Here is a 16,808-nt window from a genome sequence, read left to right as displayed (position 1 = left end):
GCCCCCGAACTCACCGCCGACCCAGACGCCCCCCGCTCCGACGCCGACCGGGCGACCCGCGCCGCCACCGAGGCCCTCGACCGCGCGCAGCGCCTGCACGCCGAGGCCGAGCAGGCCCGCGAGCGCGCCGGGCAGGCCCGCGCCGAGGCCGACGCCGCCCGCACGGCCGCCGCCGAGGCCGACACGGCCCGGCAACGCGCCGAAGCCACGCACCGGGACGCCGAGACCGCCCGGCGGCGCGCCGAGGCCACCGCCGAGCAGGCCCGCACGGAACTGGCCGCGCTCACCGGCCGGCACGACACGCTGCGCGCCGACCTGGCCGCCGCGCGCGAGGCCGCGAGCGCCGCCGAGGGCCGCGCCGCCGAGTTGACCGTACGGCTGCGCGCCGCCGAGACCGACCGCGACGAGGCGCAGCGGCGGGCGGCCCAGCTCGCCGAGCAGGTCAGCCACCTCGCCGCCGCCCTGGCCCACCTGGGCCCCCGCGCGGCCGGCTGAACGGTCCGGTCATCCGCGCGCGGTGGCGGTGTAGCGGCGGGCCAGCCGCGCGAAGGCGTCCCTGAGCTCGGCCGGGCCGACGACCTCGATGTCGACGTCGAAGCGGCCGATGGAAGCGGCCAGACCCACCCACGACCACGAACCCGCAACGAGCCGGCAACGGTGCGGGCCCAGTTCCTCGACGAGCGCGTCGTGCAGGTACCCGGACACCACCGCGGCCGGCAGGTCGAGGATCACCTCGCCGCGGCAGGGCCAGCCGCCGGCGCCCCCGGAGCCCTGGAACCGGCTGGTCACGAAGGTCGCCACGTCACCCCCGGGCAGCTCACGTGGGGTGAACCGGGGCCCGGTGGGCGTACGCGGACTGATCCGGTCGGCGCGGAAGGTGCGCCAGTCCCCGCGCTCGAGGTCCCACGCCACCAGGTACCAGCGTCCGCCCCACGTGACGAGGTGGTGCGGCTGCACCCGGCGCGACGCGGGCAGCCCACCGTCGCCGTCGGCCTCCGGCGGGGTCACGGGGGTGTAGTCGAAGCGCAGCACCTCGCGGGCGTGCACGGCGGCGCCGAGCGCCATGAGCACGCCGCTGTCGACCTGCCGGCCCGGCCGCGTCGGGGACCGCTCGACGGCGGTGACCTGGAGGATGTCGATGCGGTGGCGCAGCCGGGCGGGCATGACCTGCCGGACCGTGTGCAGGGCGCGCGCCGCGGCCTCCTCGATGCCGGCGCCGGCGGTGGTGGCGCTCTGCAACGCGATGGCCAGGGCCACGGCCTGCTCGTCGTCGAACAGCAGCGGCGGCAGTTGCGCACCGGCGGCGAGGCGGTAGCCACCGTCGGGTCCCTTGACGGCCGCGATGGGATAGCCGAGCTCGCGCAGCCGCTCGACGTCACGCCGTACGGTGCGCGCGCTCACGTCCAGCCGCGCGGCCAGCAGCCCTCCCGGCCAGTCCCGGCGTGCCTGCAGCAGCGACAGCAACGCCAGCAGGCGCGCGGAAGTTTTCGGCATTCCCCCATGGTGCCCGCAGAAGCGGACAGATCCTGTCCGCTTCGGCTGCGAACGTAGTCCACGTGCCCACCGATGACGACACGAAGGACCCGAACGCCGTGACCGACACCGCCACCGCCACGCCCCCGACGACCCTCGACCCCGAGCGGGCCGACCTGCTCGCCGCGCTCTCGACCGCCCGATCCGCCCTGACCGGCACCGTCCGCGGCCTCACCGACGAGCAGCTCGGCCAACGCCCGACGGCCAGCGCGCTGTGCCTGGGCGGGCTGGTCAAGCACGTCGCGGCCATGGAGCGGTCGTGGCTGCGCTTCGTGGTCGAGGGCCCCTCGGCCATGTCCTTCGCCCTGCCCGACGGGGTCACCTGGGCCGACATCACGGCCGGCACGGCGCGCGAGGTGCCGCAGTGGCTCGTCGAGCACGAGGCCGGCTTCCGGATGCTGCCCGGCGACACCCTGGCCGGGATCCTCGACCACTACGCGCAGGTCGCCGCCCGCACCGAGGAGACCGTCGCCGCCGTCGCCGACCTGTCGACGACGCACCCGCTGCCGTCGGCGCCGTGGCACGAGGTGACGGGGGTGCTCAGCGTACGGGGGGTGCTGATGCACGTCATCGCCGAGACCGCCCAGCACGCCGGGCACGCCGACATCCTGCGCGAGAGCCTCGACGGGCAGCGGGCCACCTGACCGCCCGGCGGGTCCCGGCCACCTGACCGGGACCCGCCCGCCCTCGCCCCCGCCTCCGCCGACCCGCAGGGAAGCGTGCACCGATGACCGTTCTCGACGCCCGGGCGCTCAACCGCGCCACGCTGGCCCGGCAGCTGCTGCTCGACCGCGCCGACGTGCCGGTCCTCGACGCCGTCGCGCACCTGTGCGGTCTTCAGGCACAGGAACCACAGGAGCCGTTCGTCGGGCTCTGGTCCCGGGTGCGCGGGTTCGACCCGGCGGCGCTGTCGGACCTGCTGACCGGCCGGCGCGTGGTGCGGATGCACCTCATGCGTCGCACCGTGCACCTCGTCACCGCCGACGACGCGCTGGCGTGGCGGGCCCGCCACGACGGCATGCTGCGCCAGCGCGTACTCGGGGTCTACCGTCGCGAACTCGCCGGCGTGGACCTCGACGAGCTCGCCACGGCGGGCCGGGAGGTGCTGGCCGACGGCGAGCCCCGCTCGATGACCGGGCTCGCGCGGGCGCTGGCCGAGCGGTGGCCGGCGCCGGGACCGAGGGCGCTGGGCGAGATGCTGCTCGCCCTCGTCGCGGTGGTGCAGCTGCCGCCGCGCGGGCTGTGGCGCACGACGGCGGGCGTACGCAACGTGCCGCTCTCATCCTGGCTGGGCCGCGAGATCGACCCGCCGGCCCCGCCGGGCGGCGACCCGGTCGGTGAGGCGCTCGTGCGGCGCTACCTGGCCGCCTTCGGTCCGGCCTCGACGGCCGACCTGCGCGCCTGGTCCGGCCTCGCCGGCCTGCCGGCGGCGGTGGCCGCGATCCGCGACGAGCTGGTCGTCCTGCGCGACGAGCGCGGGCGGCGGCTGTGGGACCTGCCCGACGCGCCGCGCCCCGACGCCGACACGCCCGCGCCGGTGCGGTTCCTGCCGGCGTTCGACAACGCGCTGCTCGGCTACGACGACCGCAGCCGCATCGTCGACGACGCCCACCGTGGCCTGTCGGTCGCCGGCGAGCGCGTCGTCCTGGTCGACGGCCGGGTCGCCGCCACCTGGGGCGTCGCGGCCGGCACCGTGGCCGTCGCCCCGCTGCGCCGTCTCTCCCGGGCCGAACGCGCCGGGGTGGCCGAGGAGGGTGCGTCGGTGGCGTCGTTGCTCTGCGACAGCGACCGCGTACGCGTCGCCGCGGACGTGCCCTGATAACCCGCGAGCCGGCCCCGGGGCAGCGGGGCGGCCCGCCGCCGGGCCATGATGCCGGGGTGGGAAAGACACACGAGCGCATCGAGGGCCGGCTGCGCAGCTTCATCGAGGACCAGCCCCTGTTCTTCACCGCCACGGCACCACTGTCGGGCGACGGCACCATCAACCTGTCCCCGAAGGGGCTGCGCGGCTCGTGGGCGGTCGTCGACGCGCACACCGTGGCCTACCTGGACTTCGCCGGCAGCAACGCCGAGACGATCGCGCACCTGCGGGAGAACGGGCGGATCACGCTCATGTGGTGCGCGTTCGACGGGCCGCCGAACATCGTGCGGGTGCACGGGCGCGGCGAGCCGGTGTTTCGTGACGATCCCCGCTGGGCGGAGCTGACGGGCCACTTCCCGGACATCGACACCAGCGTGCACGGCCTGCGGGCGATCATCGTCGTGCGCGCCGAACTGATCCGCGACACCTGCGGCTACGCGGTGCCGTTCATGTCCTACGACGCCGACCGCGACCTGCACGCCCGGCGCTTCGCCCGGGAGGACGACGCGTCGCTGAGCGACTACTTCGCCGGCAAGGACCACGTGGCCCGCAGCATCGACGGGCTGCCGGGCCTGCCGCTGCCGCTGCCACCGACCCCGGCGACCTGAGCCGGCCGGCGGCGTTCCCGGCGCGGGCTCACGGGCGAGCGGGGCGGCGGCGACGGCGAGGGGCACGGCCGGCGCGTCACCGGCCGTCGCGACCTGCGCGGCTTCGGGGCGGCTACCATCGCCGGTGGCACAGCGGAAACCCTCCACCGCCCGACCCGGCCCGGGGCGACCCCGCCGGGCGGCTGGCGTGGCCGGCTACCCTTGTGCAGGCTCGCCCGGTGTCCGGGCGGGAATGGCCCGGCGGGAACGGACCGTTACACCGAGAAGACCAGCACCACGAACGAGGGGAAGTCGATCATGGGCGAGCGTATGCTGCGGGGCAGCCGTCTGGGCGCGGTCAGCTACGAATCCGACCGCAACACGGAGCTCGCGCCGCGTCAGACCCGCGAGTACCTGTGCGCCAAGGGCCACCAGTTCGAGGTTCCGTTCGCCGTCGACGCCGAGGTCCCCACGACCTGGGAGTGCAAGTTCGACGGCAGCGTGGCCCGGCTGGTCGACGGCAACGAGCCGGAGCAGAAGAAGGCCAAGCCGCCGCGCACCCACTGGGACATGCTGCTGGAGCGGCGTTCCATCGCCGAGCTGGAGGACATCCTCGCCGAGCGGCTGCAGGAGGTCCGCACCCGCCGCGGCCGCGCCTGAGCCGCACCGTCAAGGCCACGGCGCCCCGGGAGCATCCGCTCCCCGGGCGCCGTCGTGTGCGCGGCAGCTCCGGCCGGGCTCGACGATCTCGCCCTCGATGGCGCGACCCCCGTCGACGACGGTGGGCTCGGCAACCGGCTGCTGCGGCTGCTGCGGCTGCTGCGGCGCACCCCGACGCACCCGCACCCGGCGCGGCCCGAACAGGTCACCGGCGACCATCGACGACACCCGCCGCTCCGCGGCCCGCTGCACCCCGTTGCGGGCCAGCCGACGCACCGGCGGCACCAGCAACGACACCCCCACCAGGCCACTGAGCAGGCCCGGCATCGCCAGCAGCAGCGCCCCGAGCAGCCCCACGAGACCGTCGGTGACCTGCCGGCCCGGCGGCTGACCGGCCTGCGCGGAGGCCTTGAAGCCACGCCAGGCGCGCATCCCCTCCCGACGCAACAGCACCAGCCCCAGCAACGACACCGCGAACACCACAAGCAGCGCCGCGCCGAACCCGATCGCCCGCCCCACCACGACGAACACCACCAGCTCCAGCAGCGTCGCCGCCAACAGGGCCAACGGCACAAACCTCAGTCCTCGGCGCATCTCACCCCATCCGCCATCAGCGGCGCCTACGGCGGGGCCACCCCGCCCGGGCGCCAGCGCCCCATCCAGCATGACACGCCGCCGCTCAGGGCCACCGCACCTGACCGGTGGGGGTGCCGTGCAGGCCCCGCCGCACCGCCTGCCGCCGGTCCTGCACCCCCCACGTCGTGATCCGCCACAACGCCTCCGCCACGATCAGCGGGCTCATCTTGCTGCTGCCGCGCTCCCGCTCCGCGAACGTGATCGGCACCTCCACGATGCGCGCCCCGGACCGGTGCGCCAGCCGGGACAACTCCACCTGGAACGAGTACCCCTGCGAACACACCGACGCCAGGTCGAACTCGTCCAGGGCCGCCAGCCGGTACACCCGGTAGCCGCCGGTGGCGTCGGACAGCGGCATGCCCAGCACCAGCCGCGCGTACAGGTTGCCGCAGCGCGACAGCAGCAGCCGCCGCAGCGGCCAGTTCACCACCCGCGCCCCGGCGGTCCACCGGGAACCGATCACCACGTCGGCGTCGCGGGCGGCGGACAGCAACGCGGGCAGGTCCTCCGGGGCGTGCGAACCGTCGGCGTCCATCTCCACCACCGCGTCGAAGCCACGCTCACGGGCCCACGCGAACCCCGCCAGGTACGCCGCGCCGAGGCCCTGCTTGCCCTCACGGTGCAGCACGTGCACCCGGCGGTCGGCGCCGGCCAGGGCGTCGGCGAGCGCACCGGTGCCGTCGGGGCTGTCGTCGTCGGCGACCAGGATGTCCACCGCCGGCGCGGCGCGCCGCACCCGCGCCACGATCCCCGCCACGTTGTCGGCCTCGTTGTAGGTCGGGATCACCACGAGCACCCGACCCACCCCCGGATGACCGGTGTCGGCCCGGGTGCCGGTCGTCTCGCCCACCGTCGCTCCCCCTTCGCCGGCGTACCGGCTGGTGTCACCCGACGCGCGGCCGGCGGCGCAGCACGCCCGCGCCGACCAGCGCCGCCACGGCCAGGGTGGCCAACGCCACCTCCGGCCACAACCCGACCCGGGTGGCCAGGGTGCGCCCGTCGTCCAGTCGCAGCTGCCGCACCACGACCGCTCGGGTGTTGAACCCGGTGGCGTCGCTTACCCGCCCGTCCGGGGCAACGAACCCGGACACCCCGACCGTGGAGGCCATCAACGCCGGCCGGCCGTGCTCGACCGCCCGCAGCCGCACCATCGCCAACTGCTGGCGCGCCTCGGCCACGTCGAACGTGGCGTTGTTGGTCTGCACCACCAGCAGCTGCGCCCCGCCGACGACGGTGTCACGCACCACCTCGTCGTAGGCGACCTCGAAGCAGATCACGTCGCCGAGCACCGCCGCCCCGGTGCGCAGCACCCCCGGCTCGCTGCCCGGCACGAAGTCGGCGCGTACCCGGTCGACCTGCTTGCTGACCATCCGGGCGAGATCACGCATCGGCACGTACTCGGCGAACGGCACCGGGTGCCGCTTCGTGTACAGCTGCTCCAGGTCCGGGCCGCTGCCGGGGCGCCACAGGATCCCCGCGTTGCGCACCTGCCCCTCCCCGGGGCCGCGCAGCACCGCACCGACGAGGATCGGGGCGCCGACCGCGTCGGCGGCCTGCGAGATGCGCGCCCCGGCGTCGGTGTCGCGCAGCGGGTCGATGTCGCTGGAGTTCTCCGGCCACACCACCAGGTCGGGGCGGGGCCGCACGCCCGCGGACACCTGCCCCGCCAGCTCGATCGTGGCGTCGACGTGGTTGTTCAGCACCGCCTGCCGCTGGGCGTTGAAGTCCAGCCCGAGCCGCGGCACGTTGCCCTGCACGATCGCCACCGTGACCGCGGCACCGCCCCCCGCACCCGACACCGGCACGAGCAGCCCCACGACGGGCACCGCGACCGCCGCGGCGGCCAACCCGGCCACCGGCACCCACCAGCGCCGCCGCCCGCCCCACGGCCGCCACAGCGCCGCGACCAGCAGCCCGCCCGTCAGCGCCACCGCGAACGTCACCAGCGGCGCGCCACCCCACGCGGCCAGCCGCAGCAGCGGCGAGCCGTCCTGGCTGAACGCCAGGCGCCCCCACGGGAACCCCCCGAACGGGGTGCGGTCACGCAGCGCCTCCTGCCCCACCCACAACACGCCGGTCACCAACGGCCAACTCCACCGCACCCGCTCCACCAGCGGCGACACGTACGCGCCCGCCGCGCCCAGCAGCGCCAGGTAGCCGGCCTGCAGCAGCGACAGCAACACCCACGGCAGGTAGCCGGTGTGCAGGTTCGTCCAGCTCAGCAGCGGCGCGAACAACGCCACCCCGGTCAGGAGACCCAGCCCGGCGCCGGCACGTACCCGACGCCGGTGCGTCGCCGCGGCCAGCAACGCCACGCCCAGCGGCGCGAGCGGCCACAGCCCGTACGGCGGGAACGCCGCCAGCAACGCCAACCCCGCGACCACCGCCATCGGCACGGCCACCCGCAGCGGCAGCGCACGCCGCGCCACTCCGGGCGTCCCCGCCCCCACGGCGCCCGGTTGGCTGCTGTCCCCGGCCGGCGCCGGCACGTTGCCCACGATCACGGGCCGAAGGCTACCCGGCCACGAGTTCCCGCCCCGCCCGGCGCCGCACCCGACGCCCCGTCGCGGCGCGTACGGGCGATTCCTCCCCGGCAGGGGGCCGCAGACACAAATCGGGGCGCGGCTCACGCCGCGCCCCGATGCTCCCAGGCCCTTCCCGGCCGGTGGGGCGAGAATGAGCTGCGCCGACCTTCGGACCGACCCGACGCGGACTGGCTGCCCCCGCCTGGCCGTTGTCTACTGGCCGTGCACCTCACCCTGCCCGTACACCGGTAACCGCGGCCGGTTCGCGCCGCCCCGCCGACCCCCGCCCGCTGGACCTGGCCGCCGCGACGCACTGCTCACATGTCGCTCGGCCAGCGGACGAAGGGACGAAGCGAACAACAGCCGCTTCCCGTAGTAGGACTCAAAGACGGTACGGCGTGGACCCCCGCCGCTGTCAACCCACCCGGGCCTGTCGTGTGATGCACCACGGCGTGTCGCGTCGGCGAGTCTCAATCCGTCGCGAGATGCCGGCGCAGCAACGCCCCCGCCGCCGCCGGATGCTCCGCGGCCAGCAACCCACCGGCGGCCAGCACGTAATCGACGTCGACGACCGGCCGCGCCGCACGCGGCAACGGCCACCCACCGGCATGGTCGGCCAGCACCGCACCCAACACACCCGCCGCATCCGCCGGCGCGGCATGCCGCAGCACCCCACCGGAACCCACCAGCAGCCGCACGTCACGCAGGTCCCGCCCGGCCCGCTCACCCGTGGCCGCCCCCCGGGCGTGCCGACGCAACGCCACCGTCGCCGCCAGGGCCGCGATGCGGGCGTCCACCGCACGCTCCGCGTCCCCCACCGGCAGGAACCCCGGATCACCCGCGCGCACCGCCGCCCCGGCCGCCAGGTCGTCGCCCTGCGCGTCGGTCAGCAACCGCTCCTCGACGGCCGCCCGCACCACCCCCGGCGCGCTCCACCGCATGCCTAGGTCCCCCTCGACGGTACGGGCCCGCCACAGCGACCCCGCCACCTCCCGCCCCGGCCCGGTGGCCCGCTCGTCCGGCGTGAGCACCGAATACACGTCCGTGGTGGCGCCACCCACGTCCACCACCACCAGATCACCACCCAGGGTGTCGGCCAGCACCTCCACGCCCGTCAGCACCGCGTCGGGGGTGGCCGCCCGCACCAGCCGCGCGAACCGCGACCCCCGCGACAGCCGCTTCCCGCCGATCACGTGCCGCAGGAACACCTCCCGGATCGCCGAACGCGCCGACGCCGGCGCCAGCACCCCGATGCGCGGCAGCACGTTGTCGGCCACCGTCACCGGCACCCCCGCCGCAGCCAGCACGGCGTGCAGGTCGTCGCGGACGTCGACGTTGCCGGCCAACACCACCGGCACCCGCCAACGGGCCCGCGCCAGCCGCGTCGCGTTGTGCGTCAACGTCTCGGCGTCACCACCGTCGGTGCCACCCACCAGCAGCACCACGTCCGGGCGGGCCGCCCGCAACCCCGCCAGGTCCGCCGCACCGAGCCGACCCGCCGCCACGTGCACCACGTTCGCGCCCGCCGACAGACCCACCCGCCGGCCCGCCTGCGCGGTCACCAGCCGCTCGTAGCCGATCACCGCCAACCGCAACCCACCACCGGCCGACGAACACACGTACCACGGCACCTGACCCGCCGCCAGGCCGGCGGTGGCCGCCGCCACCGCCGCGTCCAGGCCGTGCAGCACGTCCGTGCCCACCGTCGTCGGCGCCGACGCCCCCGCCACCAACGCGCCCACGTCCAGGTCCACCACCGCCACCTTCGTGTACGTGGACCCGACGTCGGCGCAGACCGCGTACCTCACGCCACCGGCGGCACGACCACCGTGCCGGTCGCCGTGACCGCCACGATCGGCTCGTCGAGCACCTCCGCCGCCGACTCACCCCGATCCGGACGCCCCCGGCACACCACCCGCGCCTCGAAGTCGATGGTGCGGCTACGCGTACCCACCCGGGTCACCGTCGCCGTCACCTCCAACACGTCACCCGCCCGCATCGCCGCCCGGAACTGCACGTCCGAGTACGACGCGAACAACCCCTCGTCACCGTCGGTGCGGATGCACACCTCCGTGGCCACGTCCCCGAACAACCCCAGCGCGTACGCCCCGTCGACCAGGTTGCCGGCGTAGTGGGCGTGCGAATACGGCACGTACCGCCGGTGCACGACCCTCAGACCCACCCGGGAATCACTCATGCCTTCGCCTTCTTCTCCGTGACCAACGCGTGCACCAGGAAACTCGCCACCTCACCCGGGGTGGTGCCCCGGCCGAAGATCCGGTCCACGCCCAACTCGCCGGCCATCGACTCGTCGAAACGCGGCCCACCCACGATCAGCAACGGCCGGCGCCCCGCCGGCATCGCCTCCCGGAACGCCGCCGACATCTCCCGCGTGTTGTGCAGATGCGCATCGCGCTGCGTCACGACCTGCGACACCAGCACCGCGTCCGCGCGCTCCACCCGCGCCGCCTCCACCAACTCCGGCACGCTCACCTGCGCACCCAGGTTCGTGACCTTCAACTCCCGGTAGTACTCCAGGCCCTTCTCCCCCGCGATGCCCTTGACGTTGAGGATCGCGTCGATGCCGACGGTGTGCGCGTCCGTGCCGATGCACGCCCCCACCACCGACAACTTGCGCCGCAACCGCCGCTTCACCACCGCGTTGACCTCCTTGGCGCTCAGCAGCGGGAAGTCACGCTCCACCACCTGCACCGCCGACAGGTCCACCAGATGGTTCACCCGCCCGTACACCACGAAGAACGTGAACCCGTCACTCATCGGCTTGGCGTGCACCAGCATCGCCGGGTCGATGCCCATCTTGTTCGCCAACTGCACCGCCGCGCCCTCGGCCCGCTTGTCGTGCGGCACCGGCAACGTGAACGACACCTGCACCATGCCATCGCCCGTGGTGTCCCCGTACGGCCGGACGATCTTCTTCCCGGCGTCCCCGCCGGCCTCGACGGCGCTCACGCCCGTGCCACCTCTCCACCCGCCACCGGCGCCTCCAGGATCTCCGTCGCCGGATTGAAGTAGCCGGCCTCGTGCGCGGCCACCCCCGCCAGCCCCTTGCCCCGGTCCGCCGGCCGCTTCATGATCCCGAACGTGCCCTCGGCGATCGCCGTCAACAGCGACTGCTCACCGATACGCTCCAGCAGGTCGACCGCCTCACCCAGCACCCGGTTGGCCCGCTGCTGGATGAACCCGCCCGACGCCGGCACGAAGTCCTCGTGCAACCCACCGGCCGCACCCAGCACGTACCGCACGTTCTGCAGGGCGATGTCCCGGTCCGACAACCACGGCGTCACCACCGCCTCGGTCATCATCCCCACCAGCAGGATCCCCTGACCGGTCATCGTGCCCACCAGGTTGAAGAACCCGTCCAGCAGATTGCCCCGGAACACGTCACCCGTCATGTGCTTCGTCGGCGGCATCCACTTCAACGGCGCGTCCGGGAACAACTCCCGCGCCAGCAACGCGTGCGCCAACTCCAGCCGCAACGACTCCGGCACGTCCGGGTTGATCTCGAAAGCGTGCCCCAGGCCCAACTGCCAGTCCGCCAACCCCGCCTCGTGCGCGAAGAACTCGTTGAGCAGCTGCGACACCGTCACCGTGTGCGCCTCGTCCACCGCGTCCGCCGTGGTCAGGTAGTTGTCCTCACCGGTGTTGATGATGATCCCCGCCCGCGCGTGCACCTGACGCGAGAACCGCTGGTCCACGAACGTACGGATCGGGTTGATGTCCCGGAACAGGATCCCGTACATCGAGTCGTTCAACATCATGTCCAGCCGCTCCAGGCCCGCGAGCGTCGCCATCTCCGGCATGCACAGACCCGACGCGTAGTTCGTCAACCGCACGTAGCGGCCCAACTCCCGCGACGAGGAGTCCAACGCCGCCCGCATCAACCGGAAGTTCTCCTGCGTCGCGTACGTGCCCGCGAAGCCCTCCCGCGTCGCCCCCTCCGGCACGTAGTCCAGCAACGACTGCCCCGTCGACCGGATCACCGCGATCACGTCCGCACCCGCCCGCGCCGCCGCCTGCGCCTGCGGAATGTCCTCGTAGATGTCGCCCGTCGCCACGATCAGATAGATCCACGGCCGCTGCGCCGGATCCCCGAACCGCTTCACCAGCCGGTCACGCTCCGCGCGCCGCCGGTCGATCGCCCGGATCCCCGCACCCACCGCCCGCCGCGCCGCCTTCCGCGCCGCCGTGGCCGCCTTCCCCGTCGGCACCTCGAACCGCACCGACCCCGCCGCCGCCTTCTGCGCCAGCAACGTCACGTCACCGAGCTGCTCCCGGGCGAGCGCGTCGAACACCGGCAACGCCACCCCGTGCCCCAACCCCACGTCCGCGACCACCGCGTCCACGAGCCGGTTCACCCACGGAATACCGTCCGGATCCGCCCCGGCCACCCCGGCCAGCCGCAGCACCGCACGCTCCACCGACACCGTCGTGTGGCTGCGCGCCAGATCCACCACCGGCTGCCCCGCACGACGCGCCAACTCCCGCGCCCGCGCCACCAGCCGCGGATCAAGGTCAAGCTTGCCCGTCACACCGTCACCCGACCCTGTCCCGCGACGGCGCCACACGCCGTACCGATGGTTCGCTCGCTCACGAAGACCCTTCCTCGTAGATCACGTCACCGCGCAACACCGTGCGCCGACACACCGGCAGCGGCGTCGGGTCCTGCGGACCACGCGCCTCCGGGTCCGCGGCCAACAACACCGGCAACCCCCGGTCCACCCCCGCCGGCGTCGACCACACCGCGAACGTCGCCGGTGCCCCCAACGCCAGCACACCCTCGTTGTCCAGCCGCACCGCACGCCACCCGCCCCGGGTGTGCGCCGCGAACGCCGACCGCACACTCATCCGCTGCGTCGGGCTGTGGTGCCACACCGCCGCCCGCACCGAACCCCACGGGTCCAGCGGCGTCACCGGCGAATCCGACCCGAACGCCAACGCCACCCCGACGCCGTGCATCGCACCCATCGGATTCGACTCCAACGACCGGTCCAGGCCCAGCCGCGACTCGTACATCCGACCCGCGCCACCCCACAACCGGTCGAACGCCGGCTGCATGCTCGCCACGATCCCGTACTCCACGAACCCGGCGATCAACCGCTTGTTCATGATCTCCGCGTGCTCGATGCGGTGCCGACCCGCCCGCACCCGGTCCGTGCCCAACTTCTCCGCCGCCCCCGCGAAGCCCTCCAACACCGTCGAGATCGCCGCGTCACCGATCGCGTGGAAGCCACCCTGCACACCGTGCGCCGCACAGTCCAACAGATGCTCACGCACCTGCTCCGCACTCAGGTAACCGTGCCCGCAACCCCCCTCACCATCCAGGTAGTCACGCGACACGTGCGCCGTACGCGAACCCAACGCCCCGTCGGCGAACAGGTCACCCCCCGCCCCCACCGCACCCAACTCCCGGGCCCGCGCCGCCCCCATCAGCTCACCCCAGTACCCGTACACCTCCGCCACACCGTCACCCGACAACGCCAACAGACCCGTGAAGTCCTCCTCGTCGGAGATCTCCGGGCCACCGCACTCGTGCACCGCCGCGATACCCAGCGACGCCGCGTGCGCCAACGCCGCCCGCTGCGCCGCCACCCGCTGCGCCCGAGTCACCGACGCGAACGCCGCCGCCCGCACCACGTGGTGCGCATCCCGCCGCAACCACCCCGACGCGTCGTACCCCGCCGCCGACACCACCTGCGGACACGCCGCCAGCAACGCCGCCGACACCAACGCCGAATGAATCGACGCCTGCGACAGATAGACCCGCCGCCCCCCGGCCGCCCGATCCAACATCGCCGCGTCCGGCAACCGCGGCACCGGCCAACCCGACTCGTCCCAGCCGTGCCCCAGCACCACCGCGTCCGACGGCAACCCCGCCGCGAACCCCGCCACCGCGTCCAGCAACTCCGCCGCCGAACGCACCGCCGACAGGTCCAGCCCCGACAACGCCAACCCCGTGTCCGTGGCGTGCACGTGCGCGTCCACGAACGCCGGCGTCACCAACGCCCCGTCCAGATCCACCACCCGCTCGGCCACCGGCGCGTCCGCGTCCACCCCCAACCAGGAGATCCGGCCATCGGTGACCAGCAGAGCCGTCGCGCTCGGATCGGCCGGGCAGTGCAGCGTCCCGCCGCGGTACAGAGTCGAGGGGTTCGTCATGACCATCAGTCTGCCGCCAGACGCGCCTCGAACAACGCCCGCACCCCCGACTCCGCGCGCAACAGACCCAACGCGAACTCGGCGTGCCCCGGCACGTACCCGTTCCCGACCAGCATCGTCACGTCCGCCCCCAGGCCCTCCGCCCCCAACGCCGCCGCCGCGAAACTCGTCGCCATCGAGAAGAACACCACCGTGCCGCCGTCCTCCGTCGCCAGCACCGCACCGTGCTCACACCCCGGCACGTCCACGCACACCACCGTCACGTCCGCCGGAGCCCCCAACGCCGTCGTCACCGCCGACGACAACGCCACCGGATCCCGGGCGTCGGCCAACGCCACCACGTCCGCCAGACCCACCGCCGCCAGCGCGTCCCGCTCCGCCACGACCGGCACCACCCCGACCGTACGGGCGGCACCCGCCCGCCGCGCCGCGGCCAAAGACAGCGACCCGCTCTTGCCCGCGCCACCGATCACCGCCACCCGCACCGGCGTCGGATCCTCCGCCCGCTCCCGCTCCGCCACGTACCGCGACACCACCCGCGCCGTCAGCGCCGGCGCCCCGCACACGTCCAGCACCGCCAGGGACAGCTGCGGATCGAGATCCGCCGGCAGCACCGCCGCGATCGACCGGGCGAACAGGATCGCGTACCCGTCGCACGGCACCTGCTCGCTGCGCCCGTCCCAGCGGGCCAGCCCGTCGAGGATCGTCAGCGGCGTCAGCGTCAACGACACCAGGGTCGCCACCCGCTGCCCCGCCCGCAGCCCCAGCGGGGACCGCCGCCCCGCCTCCTCCACCGTGCCGATCAGCATCCCGCCCGAGCCCGTCACCGGGTTCTGCATCTTGCCGCGCGTCGACACGATCTCAAGCACCTCGGCGCGGACCGCGTCGCCGTCCCCGCCGTGCTTCTCCCACAGCTGCCGGAAGCTCGCCGCGTCCAGGTTCAACCGCTCCACCCGGATCCGCACCTCGTTCGGCGCGATCTCCGGACTCGCGTCCAGCCGCCACGCGGCCTGCGGCAGCACCCCCGCCGGTTCGACAACGCGGTGCAGACCCACCGGTGACGTCACGCCGACCTCCCCTGTCACGCCGCTCGAAGCCCCGACCAGGGCTCGCGTAGCGGGAAAACTTACGGCAGACTAATTTCTTCACCGAATATTTTCCAGTAGCCTTCGGGGTCGCTGATCAACCGCACCACATCGAGGAGGGGCCGTGACCCAGACCCAACCGGTAGAGACCCCACCTGCGCCCCGTCCCGCGCCGGTCGCCGTCCCCACCGCCGGACAGCCCTACGAGTACCGCCGCGCGCCCCTCGTCGAACCCGACTGGACCCGCTTCCCCGGCTGGCGCCACGTCACCCGCGACCAGTGGGAGAACGCCCAGTGGCAGCGCGTCAACTGCGTCAAGAACATCAAGCAGCTGCGCACCGTCCTCGGCGACACGGTCGACGAGACCTTCTACGCCGACCTCGAGGCCGACCAGAAGGCCCTGGCCACCATGTCCATGCTGGTGCCGCCGCAGATGGTCAACACCATGGTCCCGTTCGCGCCGATGACCACCGAGGCGTTCCTCGCCGACCCCATCCGGCGCTACATGATCCCCGTCGCCTCCGACCGGCGCACCGACTGGCCCTCCCACCCGTACGCCAGCCGCGACTCCCTGCACGAACACGACATGTGGGTCGCCGAGGGCCTCACCCACCGCTACCCCACCAAGGTCCTCGCCGAGCTGCTCTCCACCTGCCCCCAGTACTGCGGGCACTGCACCCGCATGGACCTCGTCGGCAACTCCACCCCCGCCGTCGACAAGCTCAAGCTCACCCTCAAGCCCGTCGACCGCTACGACGCCCACATCGGCTACCTCAAGGCCCACCCCGGCGTCCGTGACGTCGTCGTCTCCGGCGGCGACGTGGCCAACGTCCCGTGGAAGAACCTTGAGTCCTACCTGATGCGGCTGCTGGAGATCGAGACCATCCGCGACATCCGGCTCGCCACCAAGGCCCTCATGGGCCTGCCCCAGCACTGGCTCCAGCCCGACGTCGTCGAGGGCCTCGAACGGGTCGCCCGCACCGCCGCCCGCCGCGGCGTCAACCTCGCCATCCACACCCACGTCAACCACGCCCAGTCGCTCACCCCGCTGGTCGCCAGGGCCGCCCAGACCGCCCTCGACGTCGGCGTACGCGACGTCCGCAACCAGGGCGTGCTCATGCGCGGCGTCAACGCCACCGCCCCCGACCTGCTCGACCTCTGCTTCGCCCTCCAGGGCGAGGCGGGCATCCTGCCGTACTACTTCTACATGTGCGACATGATCCCCAACGCCGAGCACTGGCGGGTCCCGGTCTGGCACGCCCAGCAGCTCCAGCACGACATCATGGGCTACCTGCCCGGTTACGCCACCCCGCGCATCGTCTGCGACGTCCCCTTCGTCGGCAAGCGCTGGGTGCACATGCTGACCGAGTACGACCGCGACCGCGGCATCTCGTACTGGACGAAGAACTACCGCACCTCCATCGAGTCCGCCGACGCCGAGGCGCTCAACAAGCGCCACGCCTACTACGACCCGATCGACACCCTGCCCGAGACCGGGCAGCAGTGGTGGGCCGAGCACCGCAACGACTGACCAGCCGCGACACCGTCACCCCCGGAGCCGACACCCGGCCCGGGGGTGACGCGTTTTCCGGGCCCCCAGGCCCCACCTCGCCGGGTCTTGGCCTCCACCACTCCCCCGGCGGGCATGACTCCGTTCCCGGGCTTCCGTGGCCCGCTGGCCGCGTCAGCCTGGTGTCGGCGTCCCTTGCTGGAGGTGCCAGCCCTTCTGGTCGGTGCCTCGACA

General features: G+C 73.8%; 15 protein-coding genes and 1 pseudogene. 6 read left to right on the top strand and 10 right to left on the bottom strand.

The window, feature by feature from the left end:
• A pseudogene (locus AB0B83_RS20635) lies at nt 1-495 on the top strand (hypothetical protein); the annotation flags it as partial.
• 9 nt (nt 496-504) lie between these two features.
• Here AB0B83_RS20635 and AB0B83_RS20630 read toward each other — a convergent pair.
• Entirely contained in the window at nt 505-1,494 is a 990-nt protein-coding gene (locus tag AB0B83_RS20630) for a WYL domain-containing protein (protein ID WP_357579558.1), read from the bottom strand.
• A 62-nt stretch (nt 1,495-1,556) separates the two neighbouring features.
• Between AB0B83_RS20630 and AB0B83_RS20625 the strand changes: the two genes are divergently transcribed.
• The 4 genes from AB0B83_RS20625 to AB0B83_RS20610 all read left to right on the top strand — a co-directional run bounded on the left by AB0B83_RS20625 (nt 1,557) and on the right by AB0B83_RS20610 (nt 4,641).
• Complete coding sequence (locus tag AB0B83_RS20625) at nt 1,557-2,177, top strand: DinB family protein (protein ID WP_357579557.1); 621 nt, start codon at nt 1,557-1,559, stop codon at nt 2,175-2,177.
• 83 nt (nt 2,178-2,260) lie between these two features.
• Entirely contained in the window at nt 2,261-3,352 is a 1,092-nt protein-coding gene (locus tag AB0B83_RS20620) for a winged helix DNA-binding domain-containing protein (RefSeq protein WP_357579556.1), read from the top strand.
• Nucleotides 3,353-3,411: 59 nt separating this feature from the next.
• Nucleotides 3,412-4,002: a pyridoxamine 5'-phosphate oxidase family protein gene (locus tag AB0B83_RS20615; protein ID WP_357579555.1), complete on the top strand. Its 591-nt coding sequence runs from the start codon at nt 3,412-3,414 to the stop codon at nt 4,000-4,002.
• Between the two features lie 297 nt (nt 4,003-4,299).
• Nucleotides 4,300-4,641 carry an RNA polymerase-binding protein RbpA gene (locus AB0B83_RS20610; RefSeq protein ID WP_007460094.1) on the top strand — a complete coding sequence of 114 codons (342 nt, stop codon included), beginning with the start codon at nt 4,300-4,302 and terminating at the stop codon, nt 4,639-4,641.
• A gap of 9 nt (nt 4,642-4,650) precedes the next feature.
• Here the strand turns inward: AB0B83_RS20610 and AB0B83_RS20605 are convergent, their stop codons facing one another.
• The 9 genes from AB0B83_RS20605 to AB0B83_RS20565 all read right to left on the bottom strand — a co-directional run bounded on the left by AB0B83_RS20605 (nt 4,651) and on the right by AB0B83_RS20565 (nt 15,034).
• On the bottom strand, nt 4,651-5,235 hold the full coding sequence (locus tag AB0B83_RS20605) for an FxsA family protein (protein WP_357579554.1): 585 nt from the start codon (nt 5,233-5,235) through the stop codon (nt 4,651-4,653).
• Between the two features lie 85 nt (nt 5,236-5,320).
• Nucleotides 5,321-6,127 (bottom strand): polyprenol monophosphomannose synthase, encoded by an 807-nt coding sequence (locus AB0B83_RS20600; RefSeq protein ID WP_357579553.1) that lies wholly within the window; start codon nt 6,125-6,127, stop codon nt 5,321-5,323.
• Between the two features lie 34 nt (nt 6,128-6,161).
• Complete coding sequence (gene lnt, locus AB0B83_RS20595; RefSeq protein WP_357579552.1) at nt 6,162-7,781, bottom strand: apolipoprotein N-acyltransferase; 1,620 nt, start codon at nt 7,779-7,781, stop codon at nt 6,162-6,164.
• A 491-nt stretch (nt 7,782-8,272) separates the two neighbouring features.
• Nucleotides 8,273-9,610, bottom strand: a complete 1,338-nt coding sequence (locus tag AB0B83_RS20590) for a glutamate mutase L (RefSeq protein ID WP_357579551.1) — start codon at nt 9,608-9,610, stop codon at nt 8,273-8,275.
• Nucleotides 9,607-9,999 carry a hotdog domain-containing protein gene (locus tag AB0B83_RS20585; protein WP_357579550.1) on the bottom strand — a complete coding sequence of 131 codons (393 nt, stop codon included), beginning with the start codon at nt 9,997-9,999 and terminating at the stop codon, nt 9,607-9,609. Before AB0B83_RS20585 ends, AB0B83_RS20590 begins: the two co-directional genes overlap by 4 nt.
• Nucleotides 9,996-10,772 (bottom strand): OAM dimerization domain-containing protein, encoded by a 777-nt coding sequence (locus AB0B83_RS20580; RefSeq protein WP_132237542.1) that lies wholly within the window; start codon nt 10,770-10,772, stop codon nt 9,996-9,998. The genes AB0B83_RS20585 and AB0B83_RS20580 overlap by 4 nt, the downstream gene beginning before the upstream one ends.
• Nucleotides 10,769-12,352, bottom strand: coding sequence for a lysine 5,6-aminomutase subunit alpha (locus AB0B83_RS20575; protein WP_357579549.1), 1,584 nt, complete (start codon nt 12,350-12,352; stop codon nt 10,769-10,771). The genes AB0B83_RS20580 and AB0B83_RS20575 overlap by 4 nt, the downstream gene beginning before the upstream one ends.
• A gap of 58 nt (nt 12,353-12,410) precedes the next feature.
• Nucleotides 12,411-13,979, bottom strand: a complete 1,569-nt coding sequence (locus AB0B83_RS20570) for an amidohydrolase family protein (RefSeq protein WP_357579548.1) — start codon at nt 13,977-13,979, stop codon at nt 12,411-12,413.
• Nucleotides 13,980-13,984: 5 nt separating this feature from the next.
• On the bottom strand, nt 13,985-15,034 hold the full coding sequence (locus tag AB0B83_RS20565) for a zinc-binding alcohol dehydrogenase (protein ID WP_357579560.1): 1,050 nt from the start codon (nt 15,032-15,034) through the stop codon (nt 13,985-13,987).
• A gap of 154 nt (nt 15,035-15,188) precedes the next feature.
• Here AB0B83_RS20565 and AB0B83_RS20560 point away from each other — a divergent pair, with 154 nt between their 5' ends.
• The gene (locus tag AB0B83_RS20560; RefSeq protein ID WP_357579547.1) at nt 15,189-16,595 is read left to right on the top strand and encodes a lysine 2,3-aminomutase; all 1,407 of its coding nucleotides are present in this window, start codon (nt 15,189-15,191) and stop codon (nt 16,593-16,595) included.
• Nucleotides 16,596-16,808: the final 213 nt, after the last annotated feature.

Origin of the sequence: Micromonospora sp. NPDC049060 (assembly GCF_040649055.1) — a bacterium.
In the GTDB taxonomy this organism is placed as follows: domain Bacteria; phylum Actinomycetota; class Actinomycetes; order Mycobacteriales; family Micromonosporaceae; genus Micromonospora; species Micromonospora reichwaldensis.
This window is presented reverse-complemented; position numbering and strand designations above follow the sequence as displayed.